The sequence below is a fragment of the Actinomadura graeca genome (genome assembly GCF_019175365.1).
GTDB lineage: Bacteria > Actinomycetota > Actinomycetes > Streptosporangiales > Streptosporangiaceae > Spirillospora > Spirillospora graeca.
Map to the genome: position 1 here is coordinate 298,764 of NZ_CP059572.1, position 23,936 is coordinate 322,699.

Annotated in this window: 34 protein-coding genes; 19 read left to right on the forward strand and 15 right to left on the reverse strand. The window is 73.7% G+C overall.

What is annotated here, in order from left to right:
• Window positions 1-217 precede the first annotated feature (217 nt).
• From AGRA3207_RS01485 to AGRA3207_RS01505, 5 genes are all read left to right on the forward strand, one after another.
• Window positions 218-571: an ATP-binding protein gene (locus AGRA3207_RS01485; protein WP_231332741.1), complete on the forward strand. Its 354-nt coding sequence runs from the start codon at window positions 218-220 to the stop codon at window positions 569-571.
• Window positions 568-807 carry a hypothetical protein gene (locus AGRA3207_RS01490; RefSeq protein ID WP_231332742.1) on the forward strand — a complete coding sequence of 80 codons (240 nt, stop codon included), beginning with the start codon at window positions 568-570 and terminating at the stop codon, window positions 805-807. The genes AGRA3207_RS01485 and AGRA3207_RS01490 overlap by 4 nt, the downstream gene beginning before the upstream one ends.
• Window positions 794-1,414, forward strand: coding sequence for a MerR family transcriptional regulator (locus AGRA3207_RS01495; RefSeq protein WP_231332743.1), 621 nt, complete (start codon window positions 794-796; stop codon window positions 1,412-1,414). Before AGRA3207_RS01490 ends, AGRA3207_RS01495 begins: the two co-directional genes overlap by 14 nt.
• A gap of 180 nt (window positions 1,415-1,594) precedes the next feature.
• Window positions 1,595-2,632, forward strand: a complete 1,038-nt coding sequence (locus AGRA3207_RS01500) for a hypothetical protein (protein WP_231332744.1) — start codon at window positions 1,595-1,597, stop codon at window positions 2,630-2,632.
• A gap of 185 nt (window positions 2,633-2,817) precedes the next feature.
• Entirely contained in the window at window positions 2,818-3,318 is a 501-nt protein-coding gene (locus AGRA3207_RS01505) for a MarR family winged helix-turn-helix transcriptional regulator (RefSeq protein WP_231332745.1), read from the forward strand.
• A gap of 11 nt (window positions 3,319-3,329) precedes the next feature.
• On the opposite strand, the gene AGRA3207_RS01510 is transcribed toward AGRA3207_RS01505, so the two are convergent.
• From AGRA3207_RS01510 to AGRA3207_RS01535, 6 genes are all read right to left on the reverse strand, one after another.
• Complete coding sequence (locus tag AGRA3207_RS01510; protein WP_231332746.1) at window positions 3,330-3,929, reverse strand: TetR/AcrR family transcriptional regulator; 600 nt, start codon at window positions 3,927-3,929, stop codon at window positions 3,330-3,332.
• A gap of 60 nt (window positions 3,930-3,989) precedes the next feature.
• The gene (locus AGRA3207_RS01515) at window positions 3,990-4,838 is read right to left on the reverse strand and encodes an NmrA family NAD(P)-binding protein (RefSeq protein WP_231332747.1); all 849 of its coding nucleotides are present in this window, start codon (window positions 4,836-4,838) and stop codon (window positions 3,990-3,992) included.
• Window positions 4,835-5,260, reverse strand: a complete 426-nt coding sequence (locus AGRA3207_RS01520; RefSeq protein WP_420830853.1) for a nuclear transport factor 2 family protein — start codon at window positions 5,258-5,260, stop codon at window positions 4,835-4,837. The genes AGRA3207_RS01515 and AGRA3207_RS01520 overlap by 4 nt, the downstream gene beginning before the upstream one ends.
• Before the next feature lie 263 nt (window positions 5,261-5,523).
• Window positions 5,524-6,444 carry a serine protein kinase RIO gene (locus AGRA3207_RS01525; protein WP_231332748.1) on the reverse strand — a complete coding sequence of 307 codons (921 nt, stop codon included), beginning with the start codon at window positions 6,442-6,444 and terminating at the stop codon, window positions 5,524-5,526.
• A 148-nt stretch (window positions 6,445-6,592) separates the two neighbouring features.
• Window positions 6,593-7,516 (reverse strand): aminoglycoside phosphotransferase family protein, encoded by a 924-nt coding sequence (locus AGRA3207_RS01530; protein WP_231332749.1) that lies wholly within the window; start codon window positions 7,514-7,516, stop codon window positions 6,593-6,595.
• Between the two features lie 81 nt (window positions 7,517-7,597).
• Window positions 7,598-8,563 carry a helix-turn-helix transcriptional regulator gene (locus tag AGRA3207_RS01535; protein WP_231332750.1) on the reverse strand — a complete coding sequence of 322 codons (966 nt, stop codon included), beginning with the start codon at window positions 8,561-8,563 and terminating at the stop codon, window positions 7,598-7,600.
• Between the two features lie 116 nt (window positions 8,564-8,679).
• Between AGRA3207_RS01535 and AGRA3207_RS01540 the strand changes: the two genes are divergently transcribed.
• Window positions 8,680-9,135: a pyridoxamine 5'-phosphate oxidase family protein gene (locus AGRA3207_RS01540; protein WP_231332751.1), complete on the forward strand. Its 456-nt coding sequence runs from the start codon at window positions 8,680-8,682 to the stop codon at window positions 9,133-9,135.
• A 24-nt stretch (window positions 9,136-9,159) separates the two neighbouring features.
• Here the strand turns inward: AGRA3207_RS01540 and AGRA3207_RS01545 are convergent, their stop codons facing one another.
• Window positions 9,160-11,439, reverse strand: coding sequence for an ATP-binding cassette domain-containing protein (locus tag AGRA3207_RS01545; protein WP_231332752.1), 2,280 nt, complete (start codon window positions 11,437-11,439; stop codon window positions 9,160-9,162).
• 83 nt (window positions 11,440-11,522) lie between these two features.
• On the opposite strand from AGRA3207_RS01545, the gene AGRA3207_RS01550 reads away from it, so the two are divergent.
• From AGRA3207_RS01550 to AGRA3207_RS01560, 3 genes are read left to right on the forward strand one after another with little or no spacing between them, the layout of a single operon-like run.
• Window positions 11,523-12,326, forward strand: coding sequence for a TetR/AcrR family transcriptional regulator C-terminal domain-containing protein (locus AGRA3207_RS01550; protein WP_231332753.1), 804 nt, complete (start codon window positions 11,523-11,525; stop codon window positions 12,324-12,326).
• 59 nt (window positions 12,327-12,385) lie between these two features.
• Window positions 12,386-13,015 carry a hemerythrin domain-containing protein gene (locus AGRA3207_RS01555; RefSeq protein WP_231332754.1) on the forward strand — a complete coding sequence of 210 codons (630 nt, stop codon included), beginning with the start codon at window positions 12,386-12,388 and terminating at the stop codon, window positions 13,013-13,015.
• A gap of 60 nt (window positions 13,016-13,075) precedes the next feature.
• On the forward strand, window positions 13,076-13,501 hold the full coding sequence (locus AGRA3207_RS01560; RefSeq protein WP_231332755.1) for a nucleoside deaminase: 426 nt from the start codon (window positions 13,076-13,078) through the stop codon (window positions 13,499-13,501).
• Between the two features lie 23 nt (window positions 13,502-13,524).
• Here AGRA3207_RS01560 and AGRA3207_RS01565 read toward each other — a convergent pair whose 3' ends face one another.
• From AGRA3207_RS01565 to AGRA3207_RS01600, 8 genes are read right to left on the reverse strand one after another with little or no spacing between them, the layout of a single operon-like run.
• Window positions 13,525-14,064 carry a dihydrofolate reductase family protein gene (locus tag AGRA3207_RS01565; RefSeq protein ID WP_231332756.1) on the reverse strand — a complete coding sequence of 180 codons (540 nt, stop codon included), beginning with the start codon at window positions 14,062-14,064 and terminating at the stop codon, window positions 13,525-13,527.
• 46 nt (window positions 14,065-14,110) lie between these two features.
• Window positions 14,111-15,892, reverse strand: coding sequence for a complex I subunit 5 family protein (locus AGRA3207_RS01570; protein WP_231332757.1), 1,782 nt, complete (start codon window positions 15,890-15,892; stop codon window positions 14,111-14,113).
• Window positions 15,889-16,236, reverse strand: coding sequence for a sodium:proton antiporter (locus AGRA3207_RS01575; RefSeq protein WP_231332758.1), 348 nt, complete (start codon window positions 16,234-16,236; stop codon window positions 15,889-15,891). Before AGRA3207_RS01575 ends, AGRA3207_RS01570 begins: the two co-directional genes overlap by 4 nt.
• Window positions 16,233-16,922 carry an MnhB domain-containing protein gene (locus tag AGRA3207_RS01580; RefSeq protein WP_231332759.1) on the reverse strand — a complete coding sequence of 230 codons (690 nt, stop codon included), beginning with the start codon at window positions 16,920-16,922 and terminating at the stop codon, window positions 16,233-16,235. Before AGRA3207_RS01580 ends, AGRA3207_RS01575 begins: the two co-directional genes overlap by 4 nt.
• Window positions 16,919-17,281: a hydrogenase subunit MbhD domain-containing protein gene (locus tag AGRA3207_RS01585; RefSeq protein WP_231332760.1), complete on the reverse strand. Its 363-nt coding sequence runs from the start codon at window positions 17,279-17,281 to the stop codon at window positions 16,919-16,921. The genes AGRA3207_RS01580 and AGRA3207_RS01585 overlap by 4 nt, the downstream gene beginning before the upstream one ends.
• Window positions 17,274-17,561 carry a monovalent cation/H(+) antiporter subunit G gene (locus tag AGRA3207_RS01590; RefSeq protein ID WP_231332761.1) on the reverse strand — a complete coding sequence of 96 codons (288 nt, stop codon included), beginning with the start codon at window positions 17,559-17,561 and terminating at the stop codon, window positions 17,274-17,276. Before AGRA3207_RS01590 ends, AGRA3207_RS01585 begins: the two co-directional genes overlap by 8 nt.
• Window positions 17,562-17,575: 14 nt before the next feature.
• Window positions 17,576-17,827 (reverse strand): monovalent cation/H+ antiporter complex subunit F, encoded by a 252-nt coding sequence (locus AGRA3207_RS01595; RefSeq protein ID WP_231332762.1) that lies wholly within the window; start codon window positions 17,825-17,827, stop codon window positions 17,576-17,578.
• Entirely contained in the window at window positions 17,824-18,393 is a 570-nt protein-coding gene (locus AGRA3207_RS01600) for a hypothetical protein (RefSeq protein WP_231332763.1), read from the reverse strand. The genes AGRA3207_RS01595 and AGRA3207_RS01600 overlap by 4 nt, the downstream gene beginning before the upstream one ends.
• Before the next feature lie 200 nt (window positions 18,394-18,593).
• Here AGRA3207_RS01600 and AGRA3207_RS01605 point away from each other — a divergent pair, with 200 nt between their 5' ends.
• From AGRA3207_RS01605 to AGRA3207_RS01650, 10 genes are all read left to right on the forward strand, one after another.
• Window positions 18,594-18,872, forward strand: coding sequence for a hypothetical protein (locus AGRA3207_RS01605; protein WP_231332764.1), 279 nt, complete (start codon window positions 18,594-18,596; stop codon window positions 18,870-18,872).
• 152 nt (window positions 18,873-19,024) lie between these two features.
• The gene (gene gvpJ / locus AGRA3207_RS01610; protein WP_231332765.1) at window positions 19,025-19,468 is read left to right on the forward strand and encodes a gas vesicle protein GvpJ; all 444 of its coding nucleotides are present in this window, start codon (window positions 19,025-19,027) and stop codon (window positions 19,466-19,468) included.
• Entirely contained in the window at window positions 19,465-20,235 is a 771-nt protein-coding gene (locus AGRA3207_RS01615) for a GvpL/GvpF family gas vesicle protein (protein WP_231332766.1), read from the forward strand. Before gvpJ ends, AGRA3207_RS01615 begins: the two co-directional genes overlap by 4 nt.
• A 4-nt stretch (window positions 20,236-20,239) precedes the next feature.
• Window positions 20,240-20,479, forward strand: a complete 240-nt coding sequence (locus AGRA3207_RS01620) for a gas vesicle protein GvpG (protein WP_231332767.1) — start codon at window positions 20,240-20,242, stop codon at window positions 20,477-20,479.
• Window positions 20,480-20,493: 14 nt separating this feature from the next.
• Entirely contained in the window at window positions 20,494-20,751 is a 258-nt protein-coding gene (gene gvpO, locus AGRA3207_RS01625) for a gas vesicle protein GvpO (RefSeq protein WP_231332768.1), read from the forward strand.
• Window positions 20,752-20,757: 6 nt separating this feature from the next.
• The gene (locus tag AGRA3207_RS01630; RefSeq protein WP_231332769.1) at window positions 20,758-21,156 is read left to right on the forward strand and encodes a gas vesicle protein; all 399 of its coding nucleotides are present in this window, start codon (window positions 20,758-20,760) and stop codon (window positions 21,154-21,156) included.
• Entirely contained in the window at window positions 21,153-22,007 is an 855-nt protein-coding gene (locus AGRA3207_RS01635) for a GvpL/GvpF family gas vesicle protein (protein ID WP_231332770.1), read from the forward strand. Before AGRA3207_RS01630 ends, AGRA3207_RS01635 begins: the two co-directional genes overlap by 4 nt.
• A complete protein-coding gene (locus AGRA3207_RS01640; protein ID WP_231332771.1) occupies window positions 22,004-22,207 on the forward strand; it encodes a gas vesicle protein in 204 nt (67 codons plus the stop codon). Before AGRA3207_RS01635 ends, AGRA3207_RS01640 begins: the two co-directional genes overlap by 4 nt.
• Window positions 22,204-22,644, forward strand: a complete 441-nt coding sequence (locus AGRA3207_RS01645; RefSeq protein WP_231332772.1) for a gas vesicle protein K — start codon at window positions 22,204-22,206, stop codon at window positions 22,642-22,644. Before AGRA3207_RS01640 ends, AGRA3207_RS01645 begins: the two co-directional genes overlap by 4 nt.
• A 231-nt stretch (window positions 22,645-22,875) precedes the next feature.
• Window positions 22,876-23,829: an alpha/beta hydrolase gene (locus AGRA3207_RS01650; protein WP_231332773.1), complete on the forward strand. Its 954-nt coding sequence runs from the start codon at window positions 22,876-22,878 to the stop codon at window positions 23,827-23,829.
• The last annotated feature ends 107 nt before the right edge of the window (window positions 23,830-23,936 follow it).

Below are 23,936 nucleotides of genomic sequence, written 5' to 3' on the forward strand. Positions count from 1 at the left end.
CGGCAGGCAACGGAGTCGTACGGCTGCGCCAACCGCTGCAGACAGTAGGCGGCCCCGGCCCGACGTTGCAGCGTCGGGGGGTCCGGGGCCTTGGCCCGACAGGGAGGTCGGACCCGATGCACGATGTTAGATGCATCCTGACCGGGGTGAGGCGGTCAAAGGTCACATATCGGCGTAGGCGTCGGTCTCGCGCGGTGGGGGGCCGGTGATGTCGGGCGTGATCCTCGCTCATGAGCCGGAAAGCAGCGCGGCGGCTCGGGAGTTCGTCCGGAAGGCTGCGGCTGATTGGCTCATCGATTTCAATGATCTCCTCACCGTCGTAGGTGAGCTGGTCGGGAACGCCGTGGTGCACACGCGGGGCGAGTCGATCGTGGTGCGGGCTTACGAGTTGCCTGCGTGGTACGTGGTGGAGGTCTGGGACTACTCCCCCCGGATGCCTGAGCCCCGGACGCCGGATCTGGCCTGGGAGTCGGGGCGCGGGCTGGTGGTGGTGGCGGAGCTTGCGGGCGAGTGGGGCGTACGGCGGCTGCCCGCTGGTGGCAAGGCGGTCTTCGCGCGGTGGGCGAGGTGACCACGCCCGAGGAACGGGCCGTGGACGCTCTGTATCTGCGGGCGGTGATCCGGGTCTATGAGCGGTGGGCGCGGGGCGCGGCGGGGCCGGTGGTGCCCGACGGTGAGCGGCTGCGGGCCGAGCGCATCGTCCGCAGCGCCTCCGAAATCCTAGAAATGCGTGAATCGGATGGCGGGCCGGACGACGGTGCCGCTCTCAGCAAGGAATGGAAAAGGGAGGCAAATGGGGAAGGCTGAGATTCCGGCCGAATGGGCGGCGCTCGATTGGTTTTGCGAGGGGGCCACGCTGACTCCGGGTGAGGCGTCCGAAATTCTGGGGTTGCCGACTCGGACGGTGCGGCGGTGGGCGGTGCTCGGTCACGTGCGTGGCACCGGGCTGGAGCCGGACCGGGCTCCCTGGTCTCACACGCTGTACTCGGGTGCGGACGTGCAGGCGCTGGATGCGCTGCTGGAGGTGGTGAGGGAGGCCAGGGGCCCGGCGTCGCCGGTGACTTTGCGGGATGTCGCGCGGGTGCATGTGCCGTATCAGATGTACGAGCCGGTGGACGGTGCGGTGCCCGAGGGTGGCCGGGAGGGCGTCCGCCACCAATTGGAGGCGGCTGTCGCGCTGGTCTGCGATGTATACGCCGGGGTGCTGGAGGCGAAGCTGGACGATGCCCAGCGCGCGGAGATCACGGCGACGGCCGAGACGGCGTTGCAGCGGGTGCTGCGGCGAGTGCCTGACGGCCCGGCGGGCAGCGCGGGAAGTGACCAGATCGCGGGCGGCAACGGTGACGGCAACGGCAATGTGGCTGGGAATGGCGGGGAGATCGCGGGGACGCAGGCAACGGACGCTCAAGGGTGAGAAGGGCGACGCTCCCAATCTTTAGCGTCCGCAGATTATGACCCGGATTCATGAAAGGGGATAAGAGGATAAATGGAAGAGGCGAAAGCGCCTGGGGCTCGGGCACTCAAATGGCACTCGCTTGAGTGGTATCGCCAGGGGGATTTCCTCAGCTCGGGGCAGGCGGCCGAGCTTCTGGGGGTGTCGCGGCGGAAGGTTCGGCGGTGGGCGCTGCACGGTCACGTGCGCGGTCTCGGGGTGGCGGACGAGGGGTGCCGGACGAGCTATTCGGGGGAGGACGTGCGGGCGCTGGCCGCGCTGCTGGGGGTGGTCCGGGTGCTCAAGGGCGACCCGCCGCCGACCTTGAGGGATGTCGAGCGGGTCCACCTGGCGTATGAGTTGTACAGGCCGGGGGACGTCCAGACCGGCAATAGCGGGGGCTGGCTGCTGATGGAGGCGATCCGGGTGGTCTCGGCCGCCTACGCCGGGGCTCTGCAGGAGGCGGGGCTGGACGCGGCACTGCGCCGTCAGATCACGGGATCGGCTGATGCCGCGGTGCGGCGGTCGCTGCGGCTGCCAGGCAAAGGACGCCTGGTGAGGGCGGCGCGGGACCCCCATGGCGGGGGCGCGATGAGCGGGGAGGCGCGCGGCCCGGGCGCGGCGGGAGGTTCGGCAGGCGGGGCGCCGGTGCCGTTGGCTGGGGCCTGTCCGGGCTGCGCACCTCAGGGCGGGGCGGGCGGCGCGGCGGGCCCGCAGGCGGCGGAGTCGATGCTGGAGAGTCTGGGCGAGGCGTCCGACCGGCTCTACGAGGCGGTGAGGGCGCCGGGGTCTGGCGTGCCGTGGCTGACGCTGGGGCAGTTGTGCGTCTTTCTGGAGATCGCCAACGAGGTGCTGATGTCGGGCTGGCGGGCGCTGGGCCTGGCGGCGGACCGGACGATGGGCGTCCGGCAGTGCGAGGTGCAAGACGCGGTGCCGCGCCTGGTGGCGGGGATGGACGCCGCCGCAAGGCGGCGCGTCGTGGCGGGGCCTGAGGCGGAGAGTCTGGAGGCGGTGGATCTGGCGATGACCCACCTCGACGCGGCCCGGGATGTGGTGGCGGCAGGAAGGCACTTGGTGAACATGGGCAGGGAGGTCCTGTACGACCTGCCGGCGGACACGGGCCGGGAGAGTCCCGGCCGGATGGGCGAAGAGGGCCGGTGCGAGGTATGCCGGGTGCCCTGGCGGACGCCGACTGGGTGAGATCGCGAAGCGGCGTGCTGGTGGCGGGGGCCGCTGCGCGGCGCTGGGGTCAGAGGGGTGGCGGTGTCCCTGTCGTGAGGGGCCGGATGGCCGCCGACCGCGATCGCGGTCGGCGTCCGCGCCGTTTTCCACCGAAGATCCGCGCCGGTTGATAATCTCAACGTTGAGCTAAAGGGGAGGTGGGGATGGCGGACGCGGTGGACGGGATCCTGGCCCAGTGGAAGCGGGAGCGACCCGACCTGGACGTGTGGCCGATGGGCGTCATCGGCCGCATCTCGCGGCTGCAGCTCGTCCTGAACCGCGAGCTCAAGGAGTTCTTCGCCCGGCAGGGCCTGGAGAGCTGGGAGTTCGACGTCCTGGCGACCCTGCGCCGCGCCGGTGAGCCCTACGAGCTGACGGCCGGGGCGCTGCTGAAGGCCGCGATGGTCACCTCGGGGGCGATCACCAACCGCATCGACCGGATGGAGTCCCGCGGGCTGGTCGAGCGGGTCCGCGACGCCGAGGACCGCCGCTCGGTGCGCATCCGCCTCACCCCTCCCGGGCTGTCCCTGGTGGACGAGGTCGTCGGCCTGCACGTCGTCAACGAGGCCCGCCTGCTGGAGGCCCTGGAACCCGGCGACCGCGATCGGCTGGCCGGGCTGCTGCGCACGCTCCTGGAGTCGCTCGGCGACACGTCCATGCGCTGACGCGTGCGCCCCTAGTTCGGGGCCGCGGCCGGAGCGGTGTCCGGCCCGCTGGCAAGGACCCGGTCGACATAGGCCGCCAAGGAGGCCCGGAGCGCCTCGGGATCCTTCTCCTCGTCGTCGATGAGATGGACGACCAGGTCGGCGCGGACGGCGGCCAGCAGCGCGTGGGCGGTGAAGTCCGCGTCGCCGACGCCGGGCACCTGGCCGAGCGCCTCCCGCAGGGCCCCGTGCCACCATCCGTAGTGTCCGGCCTGGTAGGGGCTGCCCAGACCGGCGTCCTCGGCGGCCGACATCAGGTGCCGGTTCTCGATCTTGAAGCGCAGCGAGGCGTCGAGGAGGTCCAGCACCCGCTGCCGGGGCGGGACGGACCGGCCGCCGGTGTCCTGGGCCTGCCGCAGCGGTTCGAGGCGGGCGGCGATCAGGGCGGCGATCAGTCCCGCGCGGTCACCGAAACGGCGGAAGAGGGTGCCCTTGCCGACGCCCGCGGCTGCGGCGATGTCGTCCATCGACACGCTGTGGGGGCTGCCGCTGCGCGTGAACAGCGCGTCGGCGGCGGCGAGGACCGCCTCACGGTTGCGCAGGGCATCCGCCCGCTCGGCGCGCTGGACCACGGGCCCCTCCTCTTGATCGCCCCCCTAGGTGAAGCTTAGGAGCTTGACCGGCATCGCGCGTCAGCGGCTCCGTGCCGCCTCCTCCTCGACCACGGTGCGCAAGGAGCGCGGGGGACGGCCGGTGATGCGCCGGACGGTATCGGTGGTGCGGTCCTCTGCCCCGGCGGCGATGGCGTGGTCCATCTCGGCGAGCATGCCGGCGTATTCCAGCGGCACCTCGGCGGTCAAATGGTCGCGGAACCGCTCGAACGTCAGGCGCCTGTGCGTCACCGGCCGGCCGGTGACCTCGGTGATGATCGCTGCGACGTCGTCGTGGCTCAATGCCTGCGGGCCGGTGAGGACCAGGTCGGCGCAGGGCGCGCGCACGTCGGCCACGGCGCGGACGGCGACGGCGGCGATGTCGGCGGCGTCGACGAACCCGACGCGGCCGTCCCCGGCGGCCGTGAGGATGACGCCGTCCTCGCGGATGGTGCGGGCGTGTGAGTGGGATCCGGTGAAGTTCTGCATGAACCAGGACGGCCGCAGCACCGCCCACTCCTCGAACAAGCCCGGCAGGGCCTGATGGACCCGCCCGGCGGCCGGTCCGCCCGCGGGGATGGCCGATGAGCTGAGCAGCACTGCGCGGCGGACGCCCGCCGCGCGGGCTTGGCGGAGGAAGGGCAGCATCACGGCCTCCGGATGCGAGGCGCCGACCGGTGGTACGAGGTAGACGCGGCTGTTGCCTGCGAGGGCGCCGCCGTGCGTCTCCGGCTCGTCCCAGTCGAATCGGACCGCCCGCGCGCCGGGGACGGGCGTGGCGCGCCGTCCGGCCGCCGTCACCTGGTGGCCCTCGGCGACCAGCCCGGCGACGACACGGCGGCCGGTGGTGCCGGTGGCCCCGATGACCAGGGTGGCGCCGGGCCCGCTCATCGTCCCACGCCCGCGAACCCGGCACCGGGCTCCTGGACGGCCAGCGGATTCCAGTAGTCGCGGTAGAAGGTGATGCGCCCGTCCTTCACCGTGACCACGGCGATGTAGGTCATGTCGAAGGGGGCACCGGTCTCCACCAGACGGCCGGTGCCGCGCATCTCGACCACGATCGTCTCCGGGACGGTGGTCTGGTGGATCCGCACGTCAGGGAACTCCCGCAGGTCGATGTGGTCGGGATAGCGACGCATGTAGTCCGCCACGGCCGCCTTGCCCTCCAGGCGGGCGGGCCAGCCATCGGGCGCGAAGGGGAACTCGAAGACGCCGTCCTCGTCCCAGAGCGCCACCCAGCCTGGGATGTCCTTCTCCAGCAGCAGGCGCAATCCGTGGCGGAAGAGTTCCGAGGGCGGCATGGGGGTTGTCACGATCGAGAATCCGTTCTCTCGGGGGAGCGTGGCGGCCGGCGGGCAGGCATCCGACCACAAACGGACCGTCGGTCCGTATGATTCCACCATACGGACCGACGGTCCGCTTTGCAAACGGGGTGAACCGCGGTATCGGACTACGGCGACCAGCGCGGGTCGCAGCGGTGGACAGGAGGGTGTCGCCGTCGGCGATCGTCCGCACGGTGTCCAACAGGTCCCCCGCCCCCGATGCCCTTGCCGATGGGTCGTTCTGCGGAGGGCGGTCAGAACACCATCGTGAGCAGGTCGGCGAACAGCTCCTGCTCGTCGATCTCAAGCCCGCGGTTCGTGAACCAGGCGGCCATGTTGTGGCAGTCGCGCATCAGGAAGTCCATGCCCTTCGGGTTGCCGACGACGTCGACGACCTGGGGCAGGTCGATCATCACGATCCGCTCGGGCTGCGCGAGGACGTTGTACGGCGAAAGGTCGCCGTGCGCGAGGCCCGCGCGGGCCAGTTCGCGCAGGCCGTCGCGGAGCTGCTCGAAGTACACGCCGAGCAGTTCCTTCGGCGGCCGGACCTGGGCGAGCCGGGGTGCGGCGCCGCCCTCGCCGTCGTCGATGAACTCCATCAGCAGCTCGGTGCCGTCCACCTGCACGGGATAGGGCACCGGGACACCGGCCTTCCACAACCGGTTGAGGGCGTCCCATTCGGCGTACGCCCACTGGCCGGCCGCGACGCTGCGGCCGTGCGAGGTCTTCTTCGCCATCGCCCGGCTGTCGCGGCTGTTGCGGGTGCGGCGGCCCTCGACGTAGGACGTGCTGCGGTGGAAGGAACGGTGTTCCTCGGTGCGGTACCGTTTCGCGGCCAGCAGCGAGGACCTCGCCGGGTTGTCGCCGATCGCCTCGACGGCCCGTTCGAGCAGGAAGACGTCGGCTTCCTTGCCGGTCTTGAGGATGCCGAGCTCGGTATCGATCGCGGCCTGTTCCGTGACGACCCACGAGGGACGTGGTTCCGGGCCGCGAGAACCGCGCTCGACGTCCAGCCAGGTGGACCACCGCTGATCCGGGCCCAGCGTCTCGTCGACCGAATGGAACTGGAAGGCGAAGGCGTCGGCCGGACCCTGCCGGGGCTCGTCACCGGTGGAAGCGGACCGGGGAGAAGAAAGGTCTGGAGAGAGATCAGAGAGTTCGTACTCGGAAGACAACGGGTGTGCTCCTGAACAAAGAGACGGGGCTGATGCGGACATGCCGCAGCGCAGTGATGGCCATTTGTCAGCCCTCCTTCGTCCAGGCGGCGTTCGCCGCTGCTCGATCGGCCCAGGATGCCCGCCCGTTCCGGGACCCGCAACGTATTTATCGGGGGAACAATCGGTCGGCGGTGAGACGTCGCAGGGCGGCGTGGGCGGGCGGCCCCCATGTCGGCTTGCCGCCGGGGCGTCCGTGGACGTCGGCGTCTGCGATGAGGAGGCAGGCGAGGGCGCGCGCCACCGCCCATCCGCGGGCGCGGCGCAGGGTCGCGGCGTCAGGGACCGGCCGGTAGGCGGCGTGGAAGTGGTCGGCGGCGCCGTCCGGCAGCAGATTCCACACGGCGGCGAGGTCGCAGGCGGGGTCACCCGCGAAGAGGTCACCGAAGTCGATCACGCCGCGGATGGTGCCGTCCGCGGTGAGGACGTTGGCCGGATGCAGGTCGCCGTGGAGCCAGAGCGCCGGGCCGGTCCAGGCGGGCGCGGCGGCGGCGTCCTCCCAGACCGCGCGGACGGCGCCGGGATCGGGGACGAGCCCCAGCTCGGTGGCCGAGGCGAGCTGCCTGGCGAAACCCTCGGAGTGGCCGGCCAGCGGCCCGCCGCGGCCCCGGCCGGCGGGGGCGTGCCCGGGGGCGGGCCGGTGAAGCGCCGTCAGGAAGGCGGCCAAGGTGGTGGCCGCCTGCGCGCCACGCGTCACGGGGGCGCGGTCGGCGGGTGTGCCCGGCACCCAGGTGGTGACGATCCAGGGGCGTGGAAACCGCGCGGAGGGCTCGCCGAGACGCTGCGGAACGGGGACCGGCAGCGGGAGGCGGGGGGCGAGGACGGGCAGCCAGGTGTGCTCCTTGCGCAGCAGCGCGTCCGCGGACTCCGTCGCCCAGGGCAGCCGGACGGCGAGGTCGTCACCGAGCCGCCACAGCTGGTTGTCCCAGCCGCGCGCGCCGAGTTTCACAGGGCGGTCGGCCAGGTCGGGGTGCTGATCGCGCAGCAGATCCCGGACCAGCTCCGCGGTGATCTCGATCTCGGCGTGCGTCATGCGGAGCAACAGTAGTTCGGCGGCGGCGGGCTCGTTCGGGCCGGGGAGGGGGGACGCCCGCCCAGGGGGTGTGCCGCCGGATCAGGTGAAGGACTCGATGGCGTGGGTCGCCCGGCGGGCGATGGCGGCCAGGTGCGGGGCCAGCTCCGGCGGGTCCAGCAGGGTGTAGTCGACGGTCAGCAGCGTGATCCGGTACGCCAGGAAGTGCATCGAGTCCGACCGCGTGTGCAGCAGGCACGAACGGTCGTCGAGGGGTTCCAGGAAGCCCTGCCAGGCGGTCACCTGCTCGGACGCCTCGGCGAGCGGCACGTGCAGGCGCAGCCGGGCGCGGATCGTGCCCGACCCGCCGGCCAGGGTGTCCATCGCCCAGGACACCGCGTCCTTGCCGCCCGGGAGCTCGCGGGGCGGGACCCGGACGCCGGTGCGGTGCGGCTCGGAGATCCGGTCGGCGCGGAACGTGCGCCAGTCCGCGCGGTCCTCGTCGTAGGCGACCAGGTACCAGCGGCGCCCGGCGGCCACCAGACGGTGCGGCTGCGCATGGCGGCGGGTCGCCTCGCCGTCCGCGCGTGTGTAGGCGAACCGGACGCGCTCGTGGGTCACGCAGGCGGCGGCGAGCGTGGCGAGGAGGCCGGGGTCGGCGGCGGGGACGCCGCGGTCCTGCGGCGGCAGGGCGACCGCCGCCTGGGACAGCGCGGCCACGCGGTGCCGGAGGCGGTGGGGCAGGACCTGCTCCAGCTTGGCCAGCGCCCGCAGCGAGGTGTCCTCGACGGCGAGGGTGGCGGCGGTGCGCAGGCCGAGGACGATGGCGATCGCCTCGTCGTCGTCCAGCAGCAGCGGCGGCATCGCCGTCCCCGCGCCGAGCCGGTAGCCGCCGGTGTTGCCGTGCGTGGCGTGGACCGGATAGCCCAGCTCGCGCAGCCGGTCGACGTCGCGGCGGATGGTACGGGCGGTGACGTCCAGCCGCTCGGCCAGTTCGGCGCCCGACCATTCGCGCGGCGCCTGCAGGAGGGACAGCAGCCGCAGCAGCCGCCCGGAGGGATCGCGCATGGCTCCATGATGCCGCGCTTCTAGGACGTCCAGCGACCTAGTGGCCCCGCCGTCGTGGACGGGCGGGGGGATGGGCCATCCTGGTGGCGGACGAGATGATCAGGAGGCTGACGAGGATGAAGCCGCCCGCACGGACGACCGAGCAGCGCAAGCGGGACGTGCTCGACCGGCTGGAGAACGACGTCGACGCCTGGGTCGCCACGGCCGATCCCGCCAGCGGGACGCCGTACATGGTCCCGCTGTCGTTCCTCTGGGACGGGACGACCCTGCTGGTCGCCACGCCGGGCGGCAGCCCGACGGGACGGAACCTGCGGTCGTCCGGGAAGGTGCGGGCCGGGGTGGGGCCGACCCGCGACGTCGTCCTCATCGAGGGCACGGCCGAGCCGGTCCCCGACGGCGGGATCGCCGAGGACGTCGCCGCCGCGTTCGCGGCCAAGACCGGCTTCGACCCCCGCGCGCAGGCGGAGCCCTACACCTACTACCGCATCCGCCCGGACCGGCTCCAATCCTGGCGGGAGTCGAACGAGCTGGCCGGACGCGACCTGATGCGCGGCGGGGCCTGGCTCGTCTGACCCGGCGGGCCGGGCTTTTGCGGGTCAGGCGACGTATTCGCGCAGGTGGCGGGCGGTCAGGGAGTCGCCCTTGGCCACCAGGTCGGCGGGCGTGCCGGTGAAGACGATCTCGCCGCCGTCGTGGCCGGCGCCGGGACCGAGGTCGATGATCCAGTCGGCGTGCGCCATGACGGCCTGGTGGTGCTCGATGACGATGACGGTGTCGCCGCCGTCGACGAGCCGGTCGAGCAGGGCGAGCAGCTGGTCGATGTCGGCCAGGTGCAGGCCGGTCGTCGGCTCGTCCAGGACGTAGATCGCGGCCTTCTCCGCCATGTGGATGGCCAGCTTGAGCCGCTGCCGCTCACCGCCGGACAGCGTGGTGAGCGGCTGCCCGAGGCCGAGGTAGCCGAGGCCGACGTCCGACAGCCGGTCCAGGACGGCGCGGGCCTGGCCGCCGGTGAAGAAGTCCCGGGCCTCGTCGACCGGCATCGCCAGGACCTCGCTGATGTCCTTGCCGCGCAGCTTGTAGGTGAGCACCTCGGGGGTGAAGCGCCTGCCCTCGCACTCCTCGCAGACCGACGCGACCCCCGCCATCATCGCCAGGTCGGTGTAGACGACGCCGATGCCCTTGCAGGCGGGGCACGCGCCCGTGGAGTTGGCGCTGAACAGGCCGGCCTTGACGCCGTTGGCCTTGGCGAACGCCGTCCGGACGGGGTCGAGCAGGCCGGTGTAGGTGGCGGGGTTGCTGCGCCGGGAGCCGCGGATCGCGGACTGGTCGACGACCACGACGCCGTCGCGTCCGGGCAGCGACCCGTGGATCAGCGAGCTCTTGCCCGACCCGGCGACGCCGGTGACGACGGTCAGCACGCCGAGCGGGATCTCCACGTCCACGTTCTTGAGGTTGTGCAGGTTCGCGCCCTCGATCGCCAGGTGCCCGGAGGGCTCGCGGCTCCGCTCGCGCAACCGGGCGCGGTGGTCGAGGTGGCGGCCGGTGAGCGTGCCGGACGAGCGGAGCCCGGCGACGTCCCCGGCGAAGCACACCCGTCCGCCCGCCGCGCCCGCGCCGGGGCCGAGGTCGACGACGTGGTCGGCGATCGCGATCGTCTCGGGCTTGTGCTCGACGACCAGGACGGTGTTGCCCTTGTCGCGCAGCCGCAGCAGCAGCTCGTTCATCCGGCGGATGTCGTGGGGGTGCAGGCCGATCGTCGGCTCGTCGAACACGTAGGTCACGTCGGTGAGGCTGGAGCCCAGGTGCCGCACCATCTTCACCCGCTGCGCCTCCCCGCCCGACAGGCTGGTGGACTCCCGGTCCAGGCTCAGATAGCCGAGGCCGATCTCGACGAGGGCGTCCAGGGTGTCGCGCAGCGTCGCCAGCACCGGCGCGACGGACGGCTCGTCGATGCCCCGCACGAAGCGGGCGAGGTCGCTGATCTGCATCGCCGCGCACTCGGCGATGTTCAGGCCGCCGATGCGGCTGGCCAGCGCGGCGGGCGCCAGCCGGGTGCCGGCGCAGGCGCGGCAGGTGCTGAAGGTGACGGCGCGGTCGACGAACGCGCGGATGTGCGGCTGGAGCGACTCCTTGTCCTTGCCGAGGTAGAGCCGCTGGACCTTGACCACCAGGCCCTCGTAGGTGGTGTTGAGGCCGCTGTTCCTGACCTTGGTGGGGGGCTTGTGGAGGAAGTCCTCCCACTGCTGGTCGGTGTAGTCGCGGAGCTTGACGTCGGGGTCCACGAAGCCGGATCCGGCGAGGACCTTCCAGTACCAGGAGTCGACCGCGAAGTTCGGGACGGTCACGGCGCCCTCGTTCAGGGACCGGTCCCGGTCGACGAGCTGGTCGATGTCGATCCGGGTGGCGCGGCCGAGGCCCTCGCATCCGGGGCACATGCCCTCGGCGTTGTTGAAGCTGAACGCCGAGGAGGTGCCGACGCGCGGCTCGCCGATCCGGCTGAAGGCGATCCGCAGCAGCGTGTGCGCGTCGGTCGCCGTCCCGACGGTGGAGCGCGCGTTGGCGCCCATCCGCTCCTGGTCGACGATGATCGCCGCGCTCAGGTTGCGGAGCGTGTCGACGTCGGGACGGCCGAGGCTCGGCATGAAGGACTGGATGAACGCGGTGTAGGTCTCGTTGATCAGCCGCTGGGACTCGGCCGCGATCGTGCCGAACACCAGGGACGACTTCCCCGACCCCGACACGCCGGTGAAGACGGTGAGGCGCCGCTTGGGGATGTCCAGGCTGATGTCGGAGAGGTTGTTCTCCCGGGCTCCGCGGACCTCGATGACGTCGTGGCTGTCGGCGGCCGTCCGGGGCGCCGGTGCTGGCTGGGTCATCACGTGCCTCCGGCATTTCAGATGGCTTAGGCTGTAAAGAGTCGAGCCCGACGAAGTTAGTTTATGGCATAAGGAGTTGCAAGTTGGTCGTCTTCGCCGGGCAGGGCGACGCCCGCCGCACCATGGATCTGCTGTGGCGCCCCGGGGAGCGGGCACCCGGCCCGGGGCCCAAGCCGGGGCTGAGCGTGGACGCGATCGTGGCGGCCGCCGTGGCCGTCGCCGACGCCGAGGGCATGGGCGCGCTGTCGATGCGCGCGGTCGGGGAGCGCCTCGGGCGGACGGCGATGGCCCTGTACACCTACGTCCCGGGCAAGGGCGAGCTGGTCGACCTGATGTACGACCGGGCGCTCGCCGAGCTGCCCTCCGGCTACGACCCGGGCGAGGGCTGGCGGGCGGCGGTCACGGCCTGGGCGGAGGACTCCTGGGCCTTCTACCTGCGCCATCCGTGGATGCTCCAGGTCTCGCAGGCCCGCCCGGTGCTCGGGCCGAACGAGTACCGCGCGCTGGAGACGCTCCTGAACGTCCTGTCCGGGACGGGGCTCGGCGCGCGGGACGTACGGCACGCGGTGTCGACCCTGTCGAACGTGGTGCGCGGCTCGGCGCAGATCGTGGCCGAGTCGCGGGAGGCGGTGCGCGCGACCGGGAGGTCGGAGGAGGAGTGGTGGTACTCCCGCACCGAGGTCCTCCAGAGCATCGCGCCCGACTTCGCCGAACGGTTCCCCGCGACGGTGCGGCTCGATACCGAGGCGCCGCCGGAGCCGGCGGCCGAGGACGTCTCCTACCTGGAGCACGCGGCCCGCACGGCGTTCGAGGGCGGTCTCGCCCTGGTGCTGGACGGCATCGAGGCCGCCGTCGCCCGGGCCGGCGGCTCACCGCCGCGGATGTGAGCTTCGTCTCGGGCCAGCCGGAGGCGTCACATCCCGGCGGCCGGGCCCCTCTTCTAGGTATGGAGACTTTCGCGACGCTGCCGCGGGAGGACGCCGGCCTGACCGTCGTCCACGCGGCGCACGACGCCTTCCGCCGTGACCTGGAGCGGCTCGGGGCGGCCGTGACGGCGGGCAAGGCCCGCGCCCCGCACGTCCGCGCCGGGTGGGAGAACCTCAAGCAGCAGCTCCACCTGCACCATCGGATGGAGGACGCCCTGCTGTGGCCCCGGGTCGCGCAGGCGCTGGGCGGGCGGCGCGCCGACCTGGGCGTGCTCGCGGAGATGGAGGCCGAGCACGCCCGCATCGGGCCGCTGCTGGTGGCGGTCGACGCGGCGCTGGAGGACGGCGGCGACCTGGCGGGCGCCGCCGGGGCGCTGAGGGACGCCCTGGAGACGCATCTGCGCCATGAGGAGATCAGCGCGCTGCCGCTGGCCCGGTCGGTGCTGGGGCCCGAGGACTGGCGCGGGATCGCCGGCTCGGCCCACCGCGACTGCGGGTCCCGCATGACGCTGTTCGTCCCGTGGATCGTCGACGGCATCGCGCCGGTCGAGCGGAGCCGGTTCCTCTCGGCGCTCCCGGAGGCGGCCCGGGCGCGCAACCGGCTGGTCTGGGAGCCGCACTACCGCCGGCGCCGGTTGTGGACCGTGTGACCCCGGCCGGGGGATCATGGTCGTTCCCGGCGCCGCGGCCGGGTGGCGGACGGAGGCCCCATGACCGACGACGACGTGCGTTTCCTGCGCCGGGCCCTGGAGCTGGCGGCATCGGCGCGCGCGGGCGGGAACCCGCCGTTCGGGTCGCTGCTGGTAGGCGAGGACGGCACCGTCCTGCTGGAGGAGCGCAATTCCAGCATCTCCGACGACGACATCACCGCGCACCCCGAGCTGAAGCTGGCGCGGTGGGCGGGCCGCGAGCTCGGGCCCGCGGCGGCCGCGGCGACGACCCTGTACACCAGCTGCCAGCCGTGCGAGATGTGCGCGGGCGCGATCGACCGCTCGGGGCTCGGGCGGGTGGTGTTCGCGCTGTCGGCCGAGCAGTTGCGGACGCTGAAGCCGCCGGTGACGGGCCCGGGCGTCCGGTTCGAGGGCCCGGCGCTGCCCGGCGAGGCGTCCGTCCCGGTCGAGGGCTACTACCTGTAGCGGGCGGGCCGGGCCCGCGCGGCTCAGCCGCGGGCGACCGCGTAGGTGGACTGGACGAGCCCGCCGCCGAGCACGCGGGTCGAGCGGTGCGCCAGGTCGACGTCGCGGTCGAGGGCGCCGAACAGCGGCAGCCCGCCGCCCAGCAGGACCGGGACCGTGGTGACCGTCAGCTCGTCCACCAGGTCCGCGCGCAGGAACGACTGGACGACCTGGCCGCCGTCGGCGTAGACGCGCCGGGCCCCGTGGGCGGCGAGGTCCTCCATCAGCGCGTCCATGTCGCGGACGACGGTGACACGCGGGTCCGCGTCCTGGGGGAGGCGGGTGCTCAGCACCACCACGCGCATCCCCTCGTAGGGCCACGCGCCGAACGTGAGGACCTTCTCGTAGCTGGCGCGTCCCAGCACCAGGGTGTCGACGCCCGCCGCGAACTCCTCGTACCCCGCGTCGCCCGCCTGCTCTCCGCGGCTGGTGAGCCACTCGATGTCGCCGTCGGCGCGGGCGATGTACCCGTCCAGGCTCGTGGCGATGAAGACCGCGGCGGTGAACGGACGGTCGGTGGACACGCGCGCCTCCCGGTTTATGAACGGCTATTCATTAACTCTACCGGGATCACGGCCGCGTCGTGAGCAGCGCCAGCACCGCGACGCCCGCGGTGAGCCATGCGGCGTAGTCGCCGATGTGCCCTGAGTGCAGGGCGTGCAGGCGCCGGGCCGTGGCGTGCGCGGCGCGTCTCAGCGGGCGGGCGGGGTCCGGCCGGGACCTGCGGGCCGGGCGCCGCAGCGCGTGGACGGCGACCACGACCGCGAGCAGCAGCGACACCGCGGCCCCGGCGAGACCGGGCGCGGTCCACGGGTCGGCCGGGGGAGCGTGAAGCTGCGGGACGCTGTCGTCCAGGACCAGGCCCGCGTAGGCGCCGTGGTCGGCGAACGCCGCGGCGGCGGTGGCGACGGGCCCGCCGGGGATCAGCCCGGACAGCAGGCCGGCGGCGAGCAGCACGGCGCCGGGGGCGACCATCGTCCAGGGCAGGGAGCGCAGGCTCCGGCGCGTCTCGGGGTCCTCGTGCCCGCGGCCGCCGCCGTCGGGCGGGCCGTCGCCGGCGGGGCCGGCGCGGAACACGCGGTACCAGACCCGCAGGACGGCGCCGGCGGTCAGCGCGGACGAGGCGACCGCCAGCGGGGTGAACCACCACCAGCCGATGTGCCCGGCCGCGTGCTCGGTGACCGCGTGCCCGGCCCACAGCCCGGACGGCGGCAGGCCCGCCAGGCCGAGCGCCCCGAGCAGGAAGACCGCGCCGGTGACGGGCATGCTCCGGCCCCGGCCGCGCAGGTCGTGCTCGTCCACCGTCTCGTGCCGGTTGAGCAGCGCGCCCGCGGCGAGGAACAGCGCGGCCTTCACCCCGGCGTGCCCGGCGAGGGAGTAGGCGGTCCCGGCGAGCGCGTCCGGGGACCGGGCCGCGACGCCGGCCAGCAGCAGCCCGACGTGGCTGATGGTGGAGTAGGCCAGCATCCGCTTGATGTGGCTCTGCAGGACGCACATCACCGCGCCCAGCAGCGCGGCGGCGGCGCCGAGCACGGCGACGCCCCGCAGGGGGACCAGCCCGTCGAACGCGGCCCAGTAGGTCCGGGCGATCCCGTACACGCCGAGCTCCACCATCACCCCGGAGAAGAGCACGCAGACCGGCGTCGGCGCGACGGCGTGCGCGTCGGCGAGCCAGAAGTGGAACGGCACGGCGGCGGCCTTGACGAGGTAGCCGGTACAGATCAGCACGAACGCGGCGGTGACGAGGGCGTCGCCGTGCCCGGGGAGCTGCCGTCCGATGGCGGCCAGGCCCAGCTCCCCGGTGCGGGCGTAGACCAGCCCGATGCCCGCGAGGGTGAGGTAGGCGCCGAGCGAGGCGATGATCCCGAAGTTGAGGGCGCCGTGGACGGTGGACGGCTCCTCCGACCGGTAGCCGGTGAGCGCGAACGCCACGACGCTCATCAGCTCGAAGAACACGAACGCGTCGAACAGGTCGCCGGTGTAGACGAACCCGCACATGGCGGCCAGGAACAGCAGCAGCAGAGTGTGGAAGATCGCCTGGACCTCGGTGAAGAAGCGCCAGGAGAACATCAGCGCGGCGAGGGTGAGCAGCGCGGTGAGCAGGGCGAGCGCGGCGGCGAGGGGGTCGGCGACCAGCGGGATGCCGACGCCGGTGCCGGGGCCCCACCCGCCGAGCCAGGTGACCTGCGCGCCGTGCGGGGAGCGCGCCAGCGTGACGGCGGCGAGAGCGGTGACGGCGGCGACGGCCAGGACGGCGGAGGCGTCCACGACCAGGCGCGGCAGCCACCGCCCGGCGGCCGCGAGGAGGGCCGCGACCAGCACCGGCACCGCGACGGTGAGCTGGAGGATCACGATTCGAGGGAGCGGAGCCCGCCGGGGTCCAGGGTGCCGCGCCGCTTGGCGACCTGCACCGCCAGGGCCAGCAGCAGCGCGGTGACGGTCGCGCCCACGACGATGTCGGTGAGCGTCATGGCCTGCACGACGGGGTCGGTGACGGGGCGGCCGCCGGGCGGACGGTCGGAGAACACCGGCGCGGTGGCGCCCGACCGGTAGCCGATGGACAGCAGCAGCACGTAGGTGCCGGACTGGGTCACCGACAGGCACACCACGGCGTGGACCAGGTCGCGGCTGGTGACCATCCCGTAGACGCCGACGAGCATGATCCAGCCGGCGGTCAGGTAGGGCAGGTGGCTCACGGCGGCTCCGGGGGCTCGCGGACGAGCAGTGCCCGCTCGAAGAACTTGCCGATCAGCAGCACCAGGGCACAGCCGACCTCCGCGCCGACGACGGCGTTGAGGGCGGGCACCTGGCCGGCGGCGGCCAGGCCGAGCGCCACGAACGCGCCGGCGGCGAGCGCCTCGGCGGCCTCGAACACCGGGATGGGCCGCAGCCGCCGCAGCGCCGGATAGTCCCCGGCGAGGTAGAGCAGGTGGACGGCGGTGCCGAGGACGACGCCGCCCTGGAACCCGCCGCCGGGCGACCGGGCGCCGTGCGCGACGATGTAGACGCCGGCCATCAGGGTCAGCGGGAGCAGCAGGTAGCCGACGATCCGCAGCGCGTCGGAGACCTCGGCGGGCCCGTGCCGGTGCGCGGCGCCGTCGTCCTCCTCCTCGCTCCGGACGACGCGGAGCAGCACCACGGCGCCGAGCGCGGACGCCAGCAGGATCAGCTCCTCGCCGATCGTGTCGAACGCCCGCTGGTCGAAGTTCACCGAGGAGACGACGTTGGCGGTGCCCGTGCCGAGCGCCTCGCGGACGGCGCGGTCCCCGTAGGGGTGCGACGGGCCGCCGAAGCCGGGCAGTTCCAGGGCCCCGGCGGCGAACAGCGCCCCGGTCCCCGCCGCACCGGCGGCGAACAGGAGGGTCCTGGCGCGGGCCTTCACGGGCGCGTCCCGTCTTCTGCGGGCGTGCCGTCCTCGCCGTGTGCGCGGGGCCGGTCGGCCGGGTCGTCGGCCGGGTCCCCGGCTCCGTCCGCGTCCTCGCGGTAGCGGCGGGTGGCGTGCAGGGCCAGGATGACGACGAGCGGGACGACGACCGTCCCGACGCCGATCTGCGACATGGCGACGTCCGGTGCCTGCAGGATGAGGAACAGCAGGCCGAGCGTCAGCCCGTAGCCCGACAGCACGATCGCCTGCCGGGTGGGGTCGCGGGTGAGGACGACCGCCGTGGCCATCAGCGCGACCAGGGCCAGCGCGGTGCCGGCAAGGACGCCCGAGAGGGGGCCGGAGAGCGGGTCATCCACGGGGCGTCCTCCCGACCGCCTGGCCGGAGGTCACCACGGTCGCGGGCCCGGTCGCGGCGAGCAGCACCGCGATGGCGGCGAGCTTGGCGACGTCGTGCCACGACGACCAGGGCCGCAGCGCCAGGCCGATCAGCAGCAGCGGCGCCGCGAGCACGGTGACGGGTGCGACGACGTGCAGCCGCGCGGCGGCGCCGGCGGTGAAGGGAAGCCGCACCAGCGTGAGCACGGCGACGGCGGTGCCGGCCCAGATCAGCACGTCGGAGAGGGGGGAGAGGCTCATCGCGGTCCGTCCCGTCACAGCGTCCGGCCGAGGAACCGCGCGAACACCAGGGACCCGGCGAACGACAGCAGCGCCAGCACGAGGGCGACGTCGAGGTAGGAGGGCCTGCCGTAGGCGGCGGCCAGCAGGGTCAGGGCGAGGGTGACCAGCGGCCCGGTGACGATGAGCCCGGCGAGCCGGTCCTCCGCCGTGCCGCGCAGGGTGGCCAGCAGCGCGGGCAGGACGCCGCCGAGCATGACCGCGAGGGCGGGGACGGCGAGGCTCATGATGGCCGCTCCCCGTCCCTGAGCAGGCCCGTGTTGCGGAGGCGGCGCTCGAACGGCGACGGGCGGGCGCGCAGCCGGTGCACGCGCAGCGTGCCGCGCCCGGGATCCACGGCGCCGACGTAGGTGCCGGGAGAGACGGACAGCAGCAGTGTGGCGGCGCCGCGGTTGGCCGCGCCCGGCGCGACGCCCTGGTCGGCCCACCCGCCACCCGCGCCGCGCACCATGACGAGGGCGGTGTCGGTGACGATCTGCCCGGGCAGCAGCGCCAGCGGCGGAAGCAGCCGGGCGGGCGGGACGGGCCGCCGGCCGGGAACCAGATCGGCTGCGGGGTGCACACCGCCCTCGGGGTCGCCGGCGGTGCCGGTGGTGAACAGGGCGCGGCGCCCGGCGACGGCGGCCGCCGCCCCGGCCGCGGCGGTCAGCGCTCCGATGGTGATCTCGGTCACGGAGACGGCGGAGACCAACGCGAGGTAGGAGGCCAGCAGGACCGTCCACCAGACCAGCGGCTCCGCGGCCCGGCGCGCGGGTCCGGTGCGCAGCAGCCTGACGGGATCCGGCGTCCTCATGCGCTTCGCATACCCCGTCGGACGGTTCCAACCGCGCCGACACGATCCGGCCACCGCACGGGACATCGACTCGGGGGGCTCTGTGCGCGGTGACCAGCACGCCGCCACCTGCCTGGTTTGTCCTCTCTGGTTCGGGTAAAGCGCGAACGCGGCCGCATGGCGGCCGGCAGGTGAACGGAACCCCCAGGGAAGGAACACGCATGAAGCCCCCCACCGTGAAGCAGGCCGGGGACGCTGCGAAGGAAGCACAGGAGAGCACCCGGAAGGGCACCACGAAGGCCGGGAAGAAGGCCGCCGACACCGGAAGCGCGGCCGGACGGGCCGGTGCCAAGGTCGGCGGGCAGGTCACGGCCCTGCCCGGACGCGTCGTGATGCTCACGCGGCTGATGACGCTGCGGCGGCTCCTGAAGGCCGCGCCCGTCGTCGCCGCCGCGGGTGCCGCGGTCCTCGTCGGGCGGCGCGTGGCACGCAAGCGCTGACCCGCTGCGGGCGGCCGGACGACCCGCAGCCCGTTTAAGGAGATCAGTACGGGTAGATGGGCCCGGGAACGACCGAATCCATCTGAATCCGTCCGTATCCATCCGAAATCCATCCGAACGCAAGACCCCCCAACCCCCAAGGAGTGGATGAGATGACTGGGCCGATCGCCCAGCAGACCTCGGGCAGCAATACCGCCCAACGAGGCCGCACGGGCAGCAGCCTGGCTGACGTCGTCGACCTGATCCTCGAGAAGGGCTTGGTCATCGACCTGTACGCCCGCGTGTCGCTGGTGGGGATCGAGATCCTCACCGTGGACGTGCGGATCGTCGTCGCCAGCGTGGACACCTACCTCCGGTTCGCCAAGGCCGTCAACCGGCTCGACATCGCCCACGACGGCACCTCGCAGGGGCTGCCGGAGTTCGTCGGGGGCATGCAGGAGTCCGGCGCGAAGAAGAAGACGAGGGGCGCCCTCGAAGGCGCCCAGGAACGCCTCAAGGAGACCTTCGGCTCGTCGGACTCCGACGACGAGGACGAGGACGAGGGCAAGCAGTCCGCGCGGCGCAGCTCGTCCCGTAAGAAGGAGGACGACGAATGACGACGCCGCAGCCCGAGGGGCCCGCCCCCCAGTATGTGTACGGGGTGATCCGCGCCGGTGTGGAGCTGCCGTCCGGCATCACGGGCCTGGACGAGCGTCCGGTGACGGTGGTCGGCAACGGCGGCCATTGCGCGGCGGTCATCAGCGACCTGCCCGCCGGGCGGGCGCTCGGCGAGCGCGCCGACCTGGTCGCGCACCAGCGGGTCCTGAACGCGCTGCTGGACGCGGGGGTCACGGTCGTGCCGTTCCGGTTCGGCGCGGCGCTGTCGGACCGCGAGGCGGTGGAGAAGGAACTGCTGGCCGGCAACACCGACAGGCTCGGGCAGGTCCTGGACCAGCTTGAGGGCCGGGTGGAGATGCGCGTGAAGGCCACCTACGTCCAGGACGCGGTCCTGGCGGAGATCCTGCGGGCCGAGCCCGAGATCGCCGACCTGGCGGCGCGGCTGCGGGAGGTCCCCGCGGACGCCGCCGACGCCGTCTACTACGACCGGGTCCGGCTCGGCGAGCTGATCGCCCAGGCGATGGAGCGGCGCCGCGAGCACGACGGGCAGGTGCTCCTGGAGGGCGCCGCGCCCGCCGCGGAGGCGTTCGTCCGCAAGACGCCCGCCCGCGAGGAGGACGTGCTGGACGCGTCCTTCCTGGTCGCCGAAGGGCGGCGCGCGGACTTCGAGCGTGCCGTGGACCAGCTGGGCGAGGCGAACTCCGAGCGCGTCCGGGTCCGGCTGATCGGGCCGCTGCCGCCCTACGACTTCGTCCCGGAGGCGTGACCCGATGGGCTTCTTCACCGGGCTGGTCACGCTGCCGCTGGCGCCCGTCCGCGGCGTGGTCTGGATGGCCGGGGTGCTCACCGAGCAGGCGGAGGCGCGGCTGTACGACCCGGGGCGGATCGCCGCGGAGATGCAGCAGGTGGCCGACGACGTGGCCACCGGCGAGATCACCGAGGAGGAGGCCGCCGTGCTGGAAGAGGACCTGATCCGCCGGCTCCACGAGGGCCGGGCGCGGAGCCTGTAGCGAGGAGGCCAGTGATGATGTCCGCGGCAGAGGCCGCCAAGCGCGCGGCCGAGCACGTCACCGCGATGACCGGCCGCAGCGCCGAGGGCGTCGTGGGGATGGAGCGCGCCGGCGAGGGGTGGCGCGTCACGGTGGAGGTGGTGGAGACCCACCGCATCCCCGATTCCGCCGACATCCTGGCGGTCTACGAAACCGAGGTGGACGAGGACGGCGACCTGGTCGCCTTCCGCCGCGCGCGGCGCTACAACCGCGGACGAGTGGAGAGGGACTGAGAAGCGTTGAGCGAGATCTCCTGGACCGGCGGGCGGTCGCCGGCGCGGTCGATGTCGGGGCCGCCCGCGCAGCAGTCGGCGAACCTCGCCGACCTGCTGGAGCGGATCCTGGACAAGGGCATCGTGATCGTCGGCGACGTCCGGGTGAACCTGCTGGACATCGAGCTGCTGACCATCAAGCTGCGGCTGCTGGTGGCCTCGGTCGACCGCGCCAAGGAGATGGGCATCGACTGGTGGGAGCACGACCCGTCACTGTCGTCGCGGGCCCGGAAGGGGGACGGCGGCGACCGTGAGGTGGAGGACGGCGCGGACGGGGGGCTGCTGGAGGAGAACCGGCGGCTGCGCGAGCGGCTCGCCGCGCTGGAGGCCAGGGAGGGCAACGGGGCGGAGGGGGACGCGTCATGACCGGAACGGCCGTCTACCTGTACGGGGTGGCCCGCGATCTCGACCCGGCCGCGCTCGGCGGGACGCCGGGCGTGTCCGGCGCGGCCGTCCGCGGCGTCGTCGCGGGCGGGCTGACCGCGCTGGTCAGCACCGTCCGGCTGGACGACTACGGCGAGGCGGCGCTGCGCGCCAACCTGGAGGACCTGGCGTGGCTGGAGGAGACCGCCCGCGCCCACCACGAGGTGGTGGACCGGGCGGCGCACGCCGCGCCCACGGCGCCGGTGCGGATCGCGACCCTCTACCGCGACGACGCGCGGGTCGCCGAGATCCTCGCGGACCAGCGTGAACGGTTCGGCGAGGTGCTGGACGGCATCGCCGGCCGCTCGGAGTGGGGCGTCAAGGTCTACGCGAGCCCGCCCGAGCCCGCCGAACCGGCCGGATCGGACCCCGGTGGGGGGCTCGAGCCGAGGGCCGAGCCCCTCACCGGCTCCCGGCCCCCCAAGCCCGGGGCGGGCGCGGGCACGGCGTACCTGCGGCGGCGCCAGGACGAGCGCCGCCGCCGCGAGGACGCGGGCCGCCGGATGGCCGAGCGGGCGTCCGCCCTCCACGCCGAGCTCGCGGAGCACGCCATCGCCTCGCGGCACCATCCGCCGCAGGACCCGAGGCTGTCGGGCCGTGCGGGAACGCAGATCATGAACGCCGCCTACCTGCTCGACGACGAGCGCGAGGCCGGTTTCCTCGCGGCGGCCCGCGCGGCCGCGGGCCACCTCGAAGGCGTCGAGCTGGAGGTGACGGGGCCCTGGCCGCCGTACTCCTTCATCGACGCCGACACGGTGTCCGCGGCGCCCGCCGCCGGGGACCCGGCGTCGTGACGGCGGCCCTGGAGGCCGGCGCCGGCGCCCCCGCGCAGCGGATCGCGCTGGTCGACCTGCTCGACCGGCTGCTCGCCGGCGGTGTCGTCATCACGGGGGACCTGGTCATCTCGGTCGCCGACGTCGACCTGGTGCAGATATCGCTGCGCGCCTTGATCACCACCGTCCGCGACGAGCTGCTGCCCGAGGGGGAGTCATGAGCCGGACGCGCCGGGAACCGGTCACCGGCGAGATGTCGGTGCGGGACCCGCTGGCGGGGGACCGGTTCACCGGCGACCTCCTGGCCGGCGGCGACGCGGCCTCCGAGGACCCGGCCCGGGCCGCGCCCGCCCGCGGACCCGGGCCGTCGCCGTCCTCGCGGACCGTGCAGCGCCTGCGCACCGACCCGGAGACGGTGGAGCGCGACCTCGTGAAGCTCGTCCTGACGCTGGTCGAGCTGATCCGCCAGCTGATGGAGCGGCAGGCGCTGCGCCGCGCGGAGGGCGGCGACCTCACCGACGAGCAGGTCGAGCAGCTCGGCCTGGCGCTGATGCGGCTGGACGAGGCGATGGTCAAGCTCAAGGACCACTTCGAGCTGGACGACCAGGACCTCAACCTCGACCTGGGGCCGCTCGGCCCGCTGCTCCCCGAGGTCTGAGCGGGGCCTTCGATGTCGGCGTGGTCACTGCGCCTTGGATGAGGTAGTCCTGCCGGACGCGGAAGAGCACGACCCACTGGTCCGGATGGGCGAACGCGACGACGGTGTCAGGGGAGAGCCGGGCTCGAAACGGACACCGGGTGAGGTCATCGGCACCTCGCCGTGACCTCCAATGGGTTTTCCAGGCGCCGTAGGCTGAGGATCGTCCGCCCTGCCGTCACCGGGGGTTCCATGGGCCGCGATCCCGAGTACCTGGCCTACATGCGCCGCCGCCTGGCCGCCGGACCCGCGGCGCCGGCGCGGGACCGGACGATCGAGGACGCGCGCCGCGAGCACGCCGCCGACCTCGCCCGCAGTCCCCGCCCGCACGTCGGCGTGGTCGAGGACCTGGCCGTCGACGGCCCCTCCGGGCCCCTGCCCGCCCGCCTCTACCGTCCCGCGGGCGAGGAGCCGGTCCCCGGGCTGGTGTACTTCCACGGCGGCGGCTGGGCGCTCGGCGATGTGGACAGCTACGACCCCGTGGTGCGGGCGCTGGCCGTGGCGAGCGGTGTCGGCTGGCTGTCCGTCGGCTACCGCAGGCCGCCCGAACACCGCTTCCCGGCGGCCCTGGACGACGCCGTCGCCGCCGTCCGCTGGGCCGTGTCGAACGCCGCCCGGCTCGGCCTGGACCCCTCCCGGATCGGCGTGGCGGGCGACAGCGCGGGCGCGCAGCTCGCCGCGACCGCCGCGTCCCGCCTGCGGGCCCCCGGCCCGGCGCGTCCGGCCCTGCAGGTGCTGATCTACCCGGCCCTTGACCTGCGGGAGGAGCCGCCGGACCCGCCCGACCCCGACGGGCTGGCCCTTCCCCCGCACGGGGTGAGGCCGGTCCTGGAGATCTACCTGCGGGGCGTCGACCGCGCCCGCCCGGACGTGTCGCCGCTGCTGGACCCCGACCCCGGCGGCCTGCCCCCGGCGGTGATCGCGACGGCCGAGTACGACCGGCTGCGCCCGCAGGCCGAGGAACACGCGGCGCGGCTGCGGTCGGCGGGGGTGCCGGTCACGCTGATCGCCGGGACGGGCCTGGACCACAGCTTCCTCGGCTGGGGCTCCTTCGCCCGCCGTCCCGCCGAGGCCGTCGCCGGGATCGGCGCCGCCGTCCGCGCCGCCCTCACCCGGCGGCCCGGGCCGTCCCGACCCTCCCGATGATGCATTCGAGCAGGTCAGAGGGGGCAAAACCGTTTAAAGACGCTGTCAAGGGCTATGACGGTAGGCGTACCGGAGACCGGGACCTCGCCGAGATCGCCGCGGCGTGG

Bases quoted from the DNA above. Each gene is read 5' to 3' on its own strand.
- AGRA3207_RS01495 (WP_231332743.1), top strand. From the start codon at position 794: ATGGGGAAGGCTGAGATTCCGGCCGAATGGGCGGCGCTCGATTGGTTT.
- AGRA3207_RS01505 (WP_231332745.1), top strand. From the start codon at position 2,818: ATGGCGGACGCGGTGGACGGGATCCTGGCCCAGTGGAAGCGGGAGCGA.
- AGRA3207_RS01515 (WP_231332747.1), bottom strand. From the start codon at position 4,838: ATGAGCGGGCCCGGCGCCACCCTGGTCATCGGGGCCACCGGCACCACC.
- AGRA3207_RS01530 (WP_231332749.1), bottom strand. From the start codon at position 7,516: ATGACGCACGCCGAGATCGAGATCACCGCGGAGCTGGTCCGGGATCTG.
- AGRA3207_RS01535 (WP_231332750.1), bottom strand. From the start codon at position 8,563: ATGCGCGATCCCTCCGGGCGGCTGCTGCGGCTGCTGTCCCTCCTGCAG.
- AGRA3207_RS01540 (WP_231332751.1), top strand. From the start codon at position 8,680: ATGAAGCCGCCCGCACGGACGACCGAGCAGCGCAAGCGGGACGTGCTC.
- AGRA3207_RS01545 (WP_231332752.1), bottom strand. From the start codon at position 11,439: ATGACCCAGCCAGCACCGGCGCCCCGGACGGCCGCCGACAGCCACGAC.
- AGRA3207_RS01555 (WP_231332754.1), top strand. From the start codon at position 12,386: ATGGAGACTTTCGCGACGCTGCCGCGGGAGGACGCCGGCCTGACCGTC.
- AGRA3207_RS01560 (WP_231332755.1), top strand. From the start codon at position 13,076: ATGACCGACGACGACGTGCGTTTCCTGCGCCGGGCCCTGGAGCTGGCG.
- AGRA3207_RS01590 (WP_231332761.1), bottom strand. From the start codon at position 17,561: ATGAGCCTCTCCCCCCTCTCCGACGTGCTGATCTGGGCCGGCACCGCC.
- AGRA3207_RS01595 (WP_231332762.1), bottom strand. From the start codon at position 17,827: ATGAGCCTCGCCGTCCCCGCCCTCGCGGTCATGCTCGGCGGCGTCCTG.
- AGRA3207_RS01600 (WP_231332763.1), bottom strand. From the start codon at position 18,393: ATGAGGACGCCGGATCCCGTCAGGCTGCTGCGCACCGGACCCGCGCGC.
- AGRA3207_RS01605 (WP_231332764.1), top strand. From the start codon at position 18,594: ATGAAGCCCCCCACCGTGAAGCAGGCCGGGGACGCTGCGAAGGAAGCA.
- gvpJ (WP_231332765.1), top strand. From the start codon at position 19,025: ATGACTGGGCCGATCGCCCAGCAGACCTCGGGCAGCAATACCGCCCAA.
- AGRA3207_RS01615 (WP_231332766.1), top strand. From the start codon at position 19,465: ATGACGACGCCGCAGCCCGAGGGGCCCGCCCCCCAGTATGTGTACGGG.
- AGRA3207_RS01620 (WP_231332767.1), top strand. From the start codon at position 20,240: ATGGGCTTCTTCACCGGGCTGGTCACGCTGCCGCTGGCGCCCGTCCGC.
- gvpO (WP_231332768.1), top strand. From the start codon at position 20,494: ATGATGTCCGCGGCAGAGGCCGCCAAGCGCGCGGCCGAGCACGTCACC.
- AGRA3207_RS01635 (WP_231332770.1), top strand. From the start codon at position 21,153: ATGACCGGAACGGCCGTCTACCTGTACGGGGTGGCCCGCGATCTCGAC.
- AGRA3207_RS01645 (WP_231332772.1), top strand. From the start codon at position 22,204: ATGAGCCGGACGCGCCGGGAACCGGTCACCGGCGAGATGTCGGTGCGG.
- AGRA3207_RS01650 (WP_231332773.1), top strand. From the start codon at position 22,876: ATGGGCCGCGATCCCGAGTACCTGGCCTACATGCGCCGCCGCCTGGCC.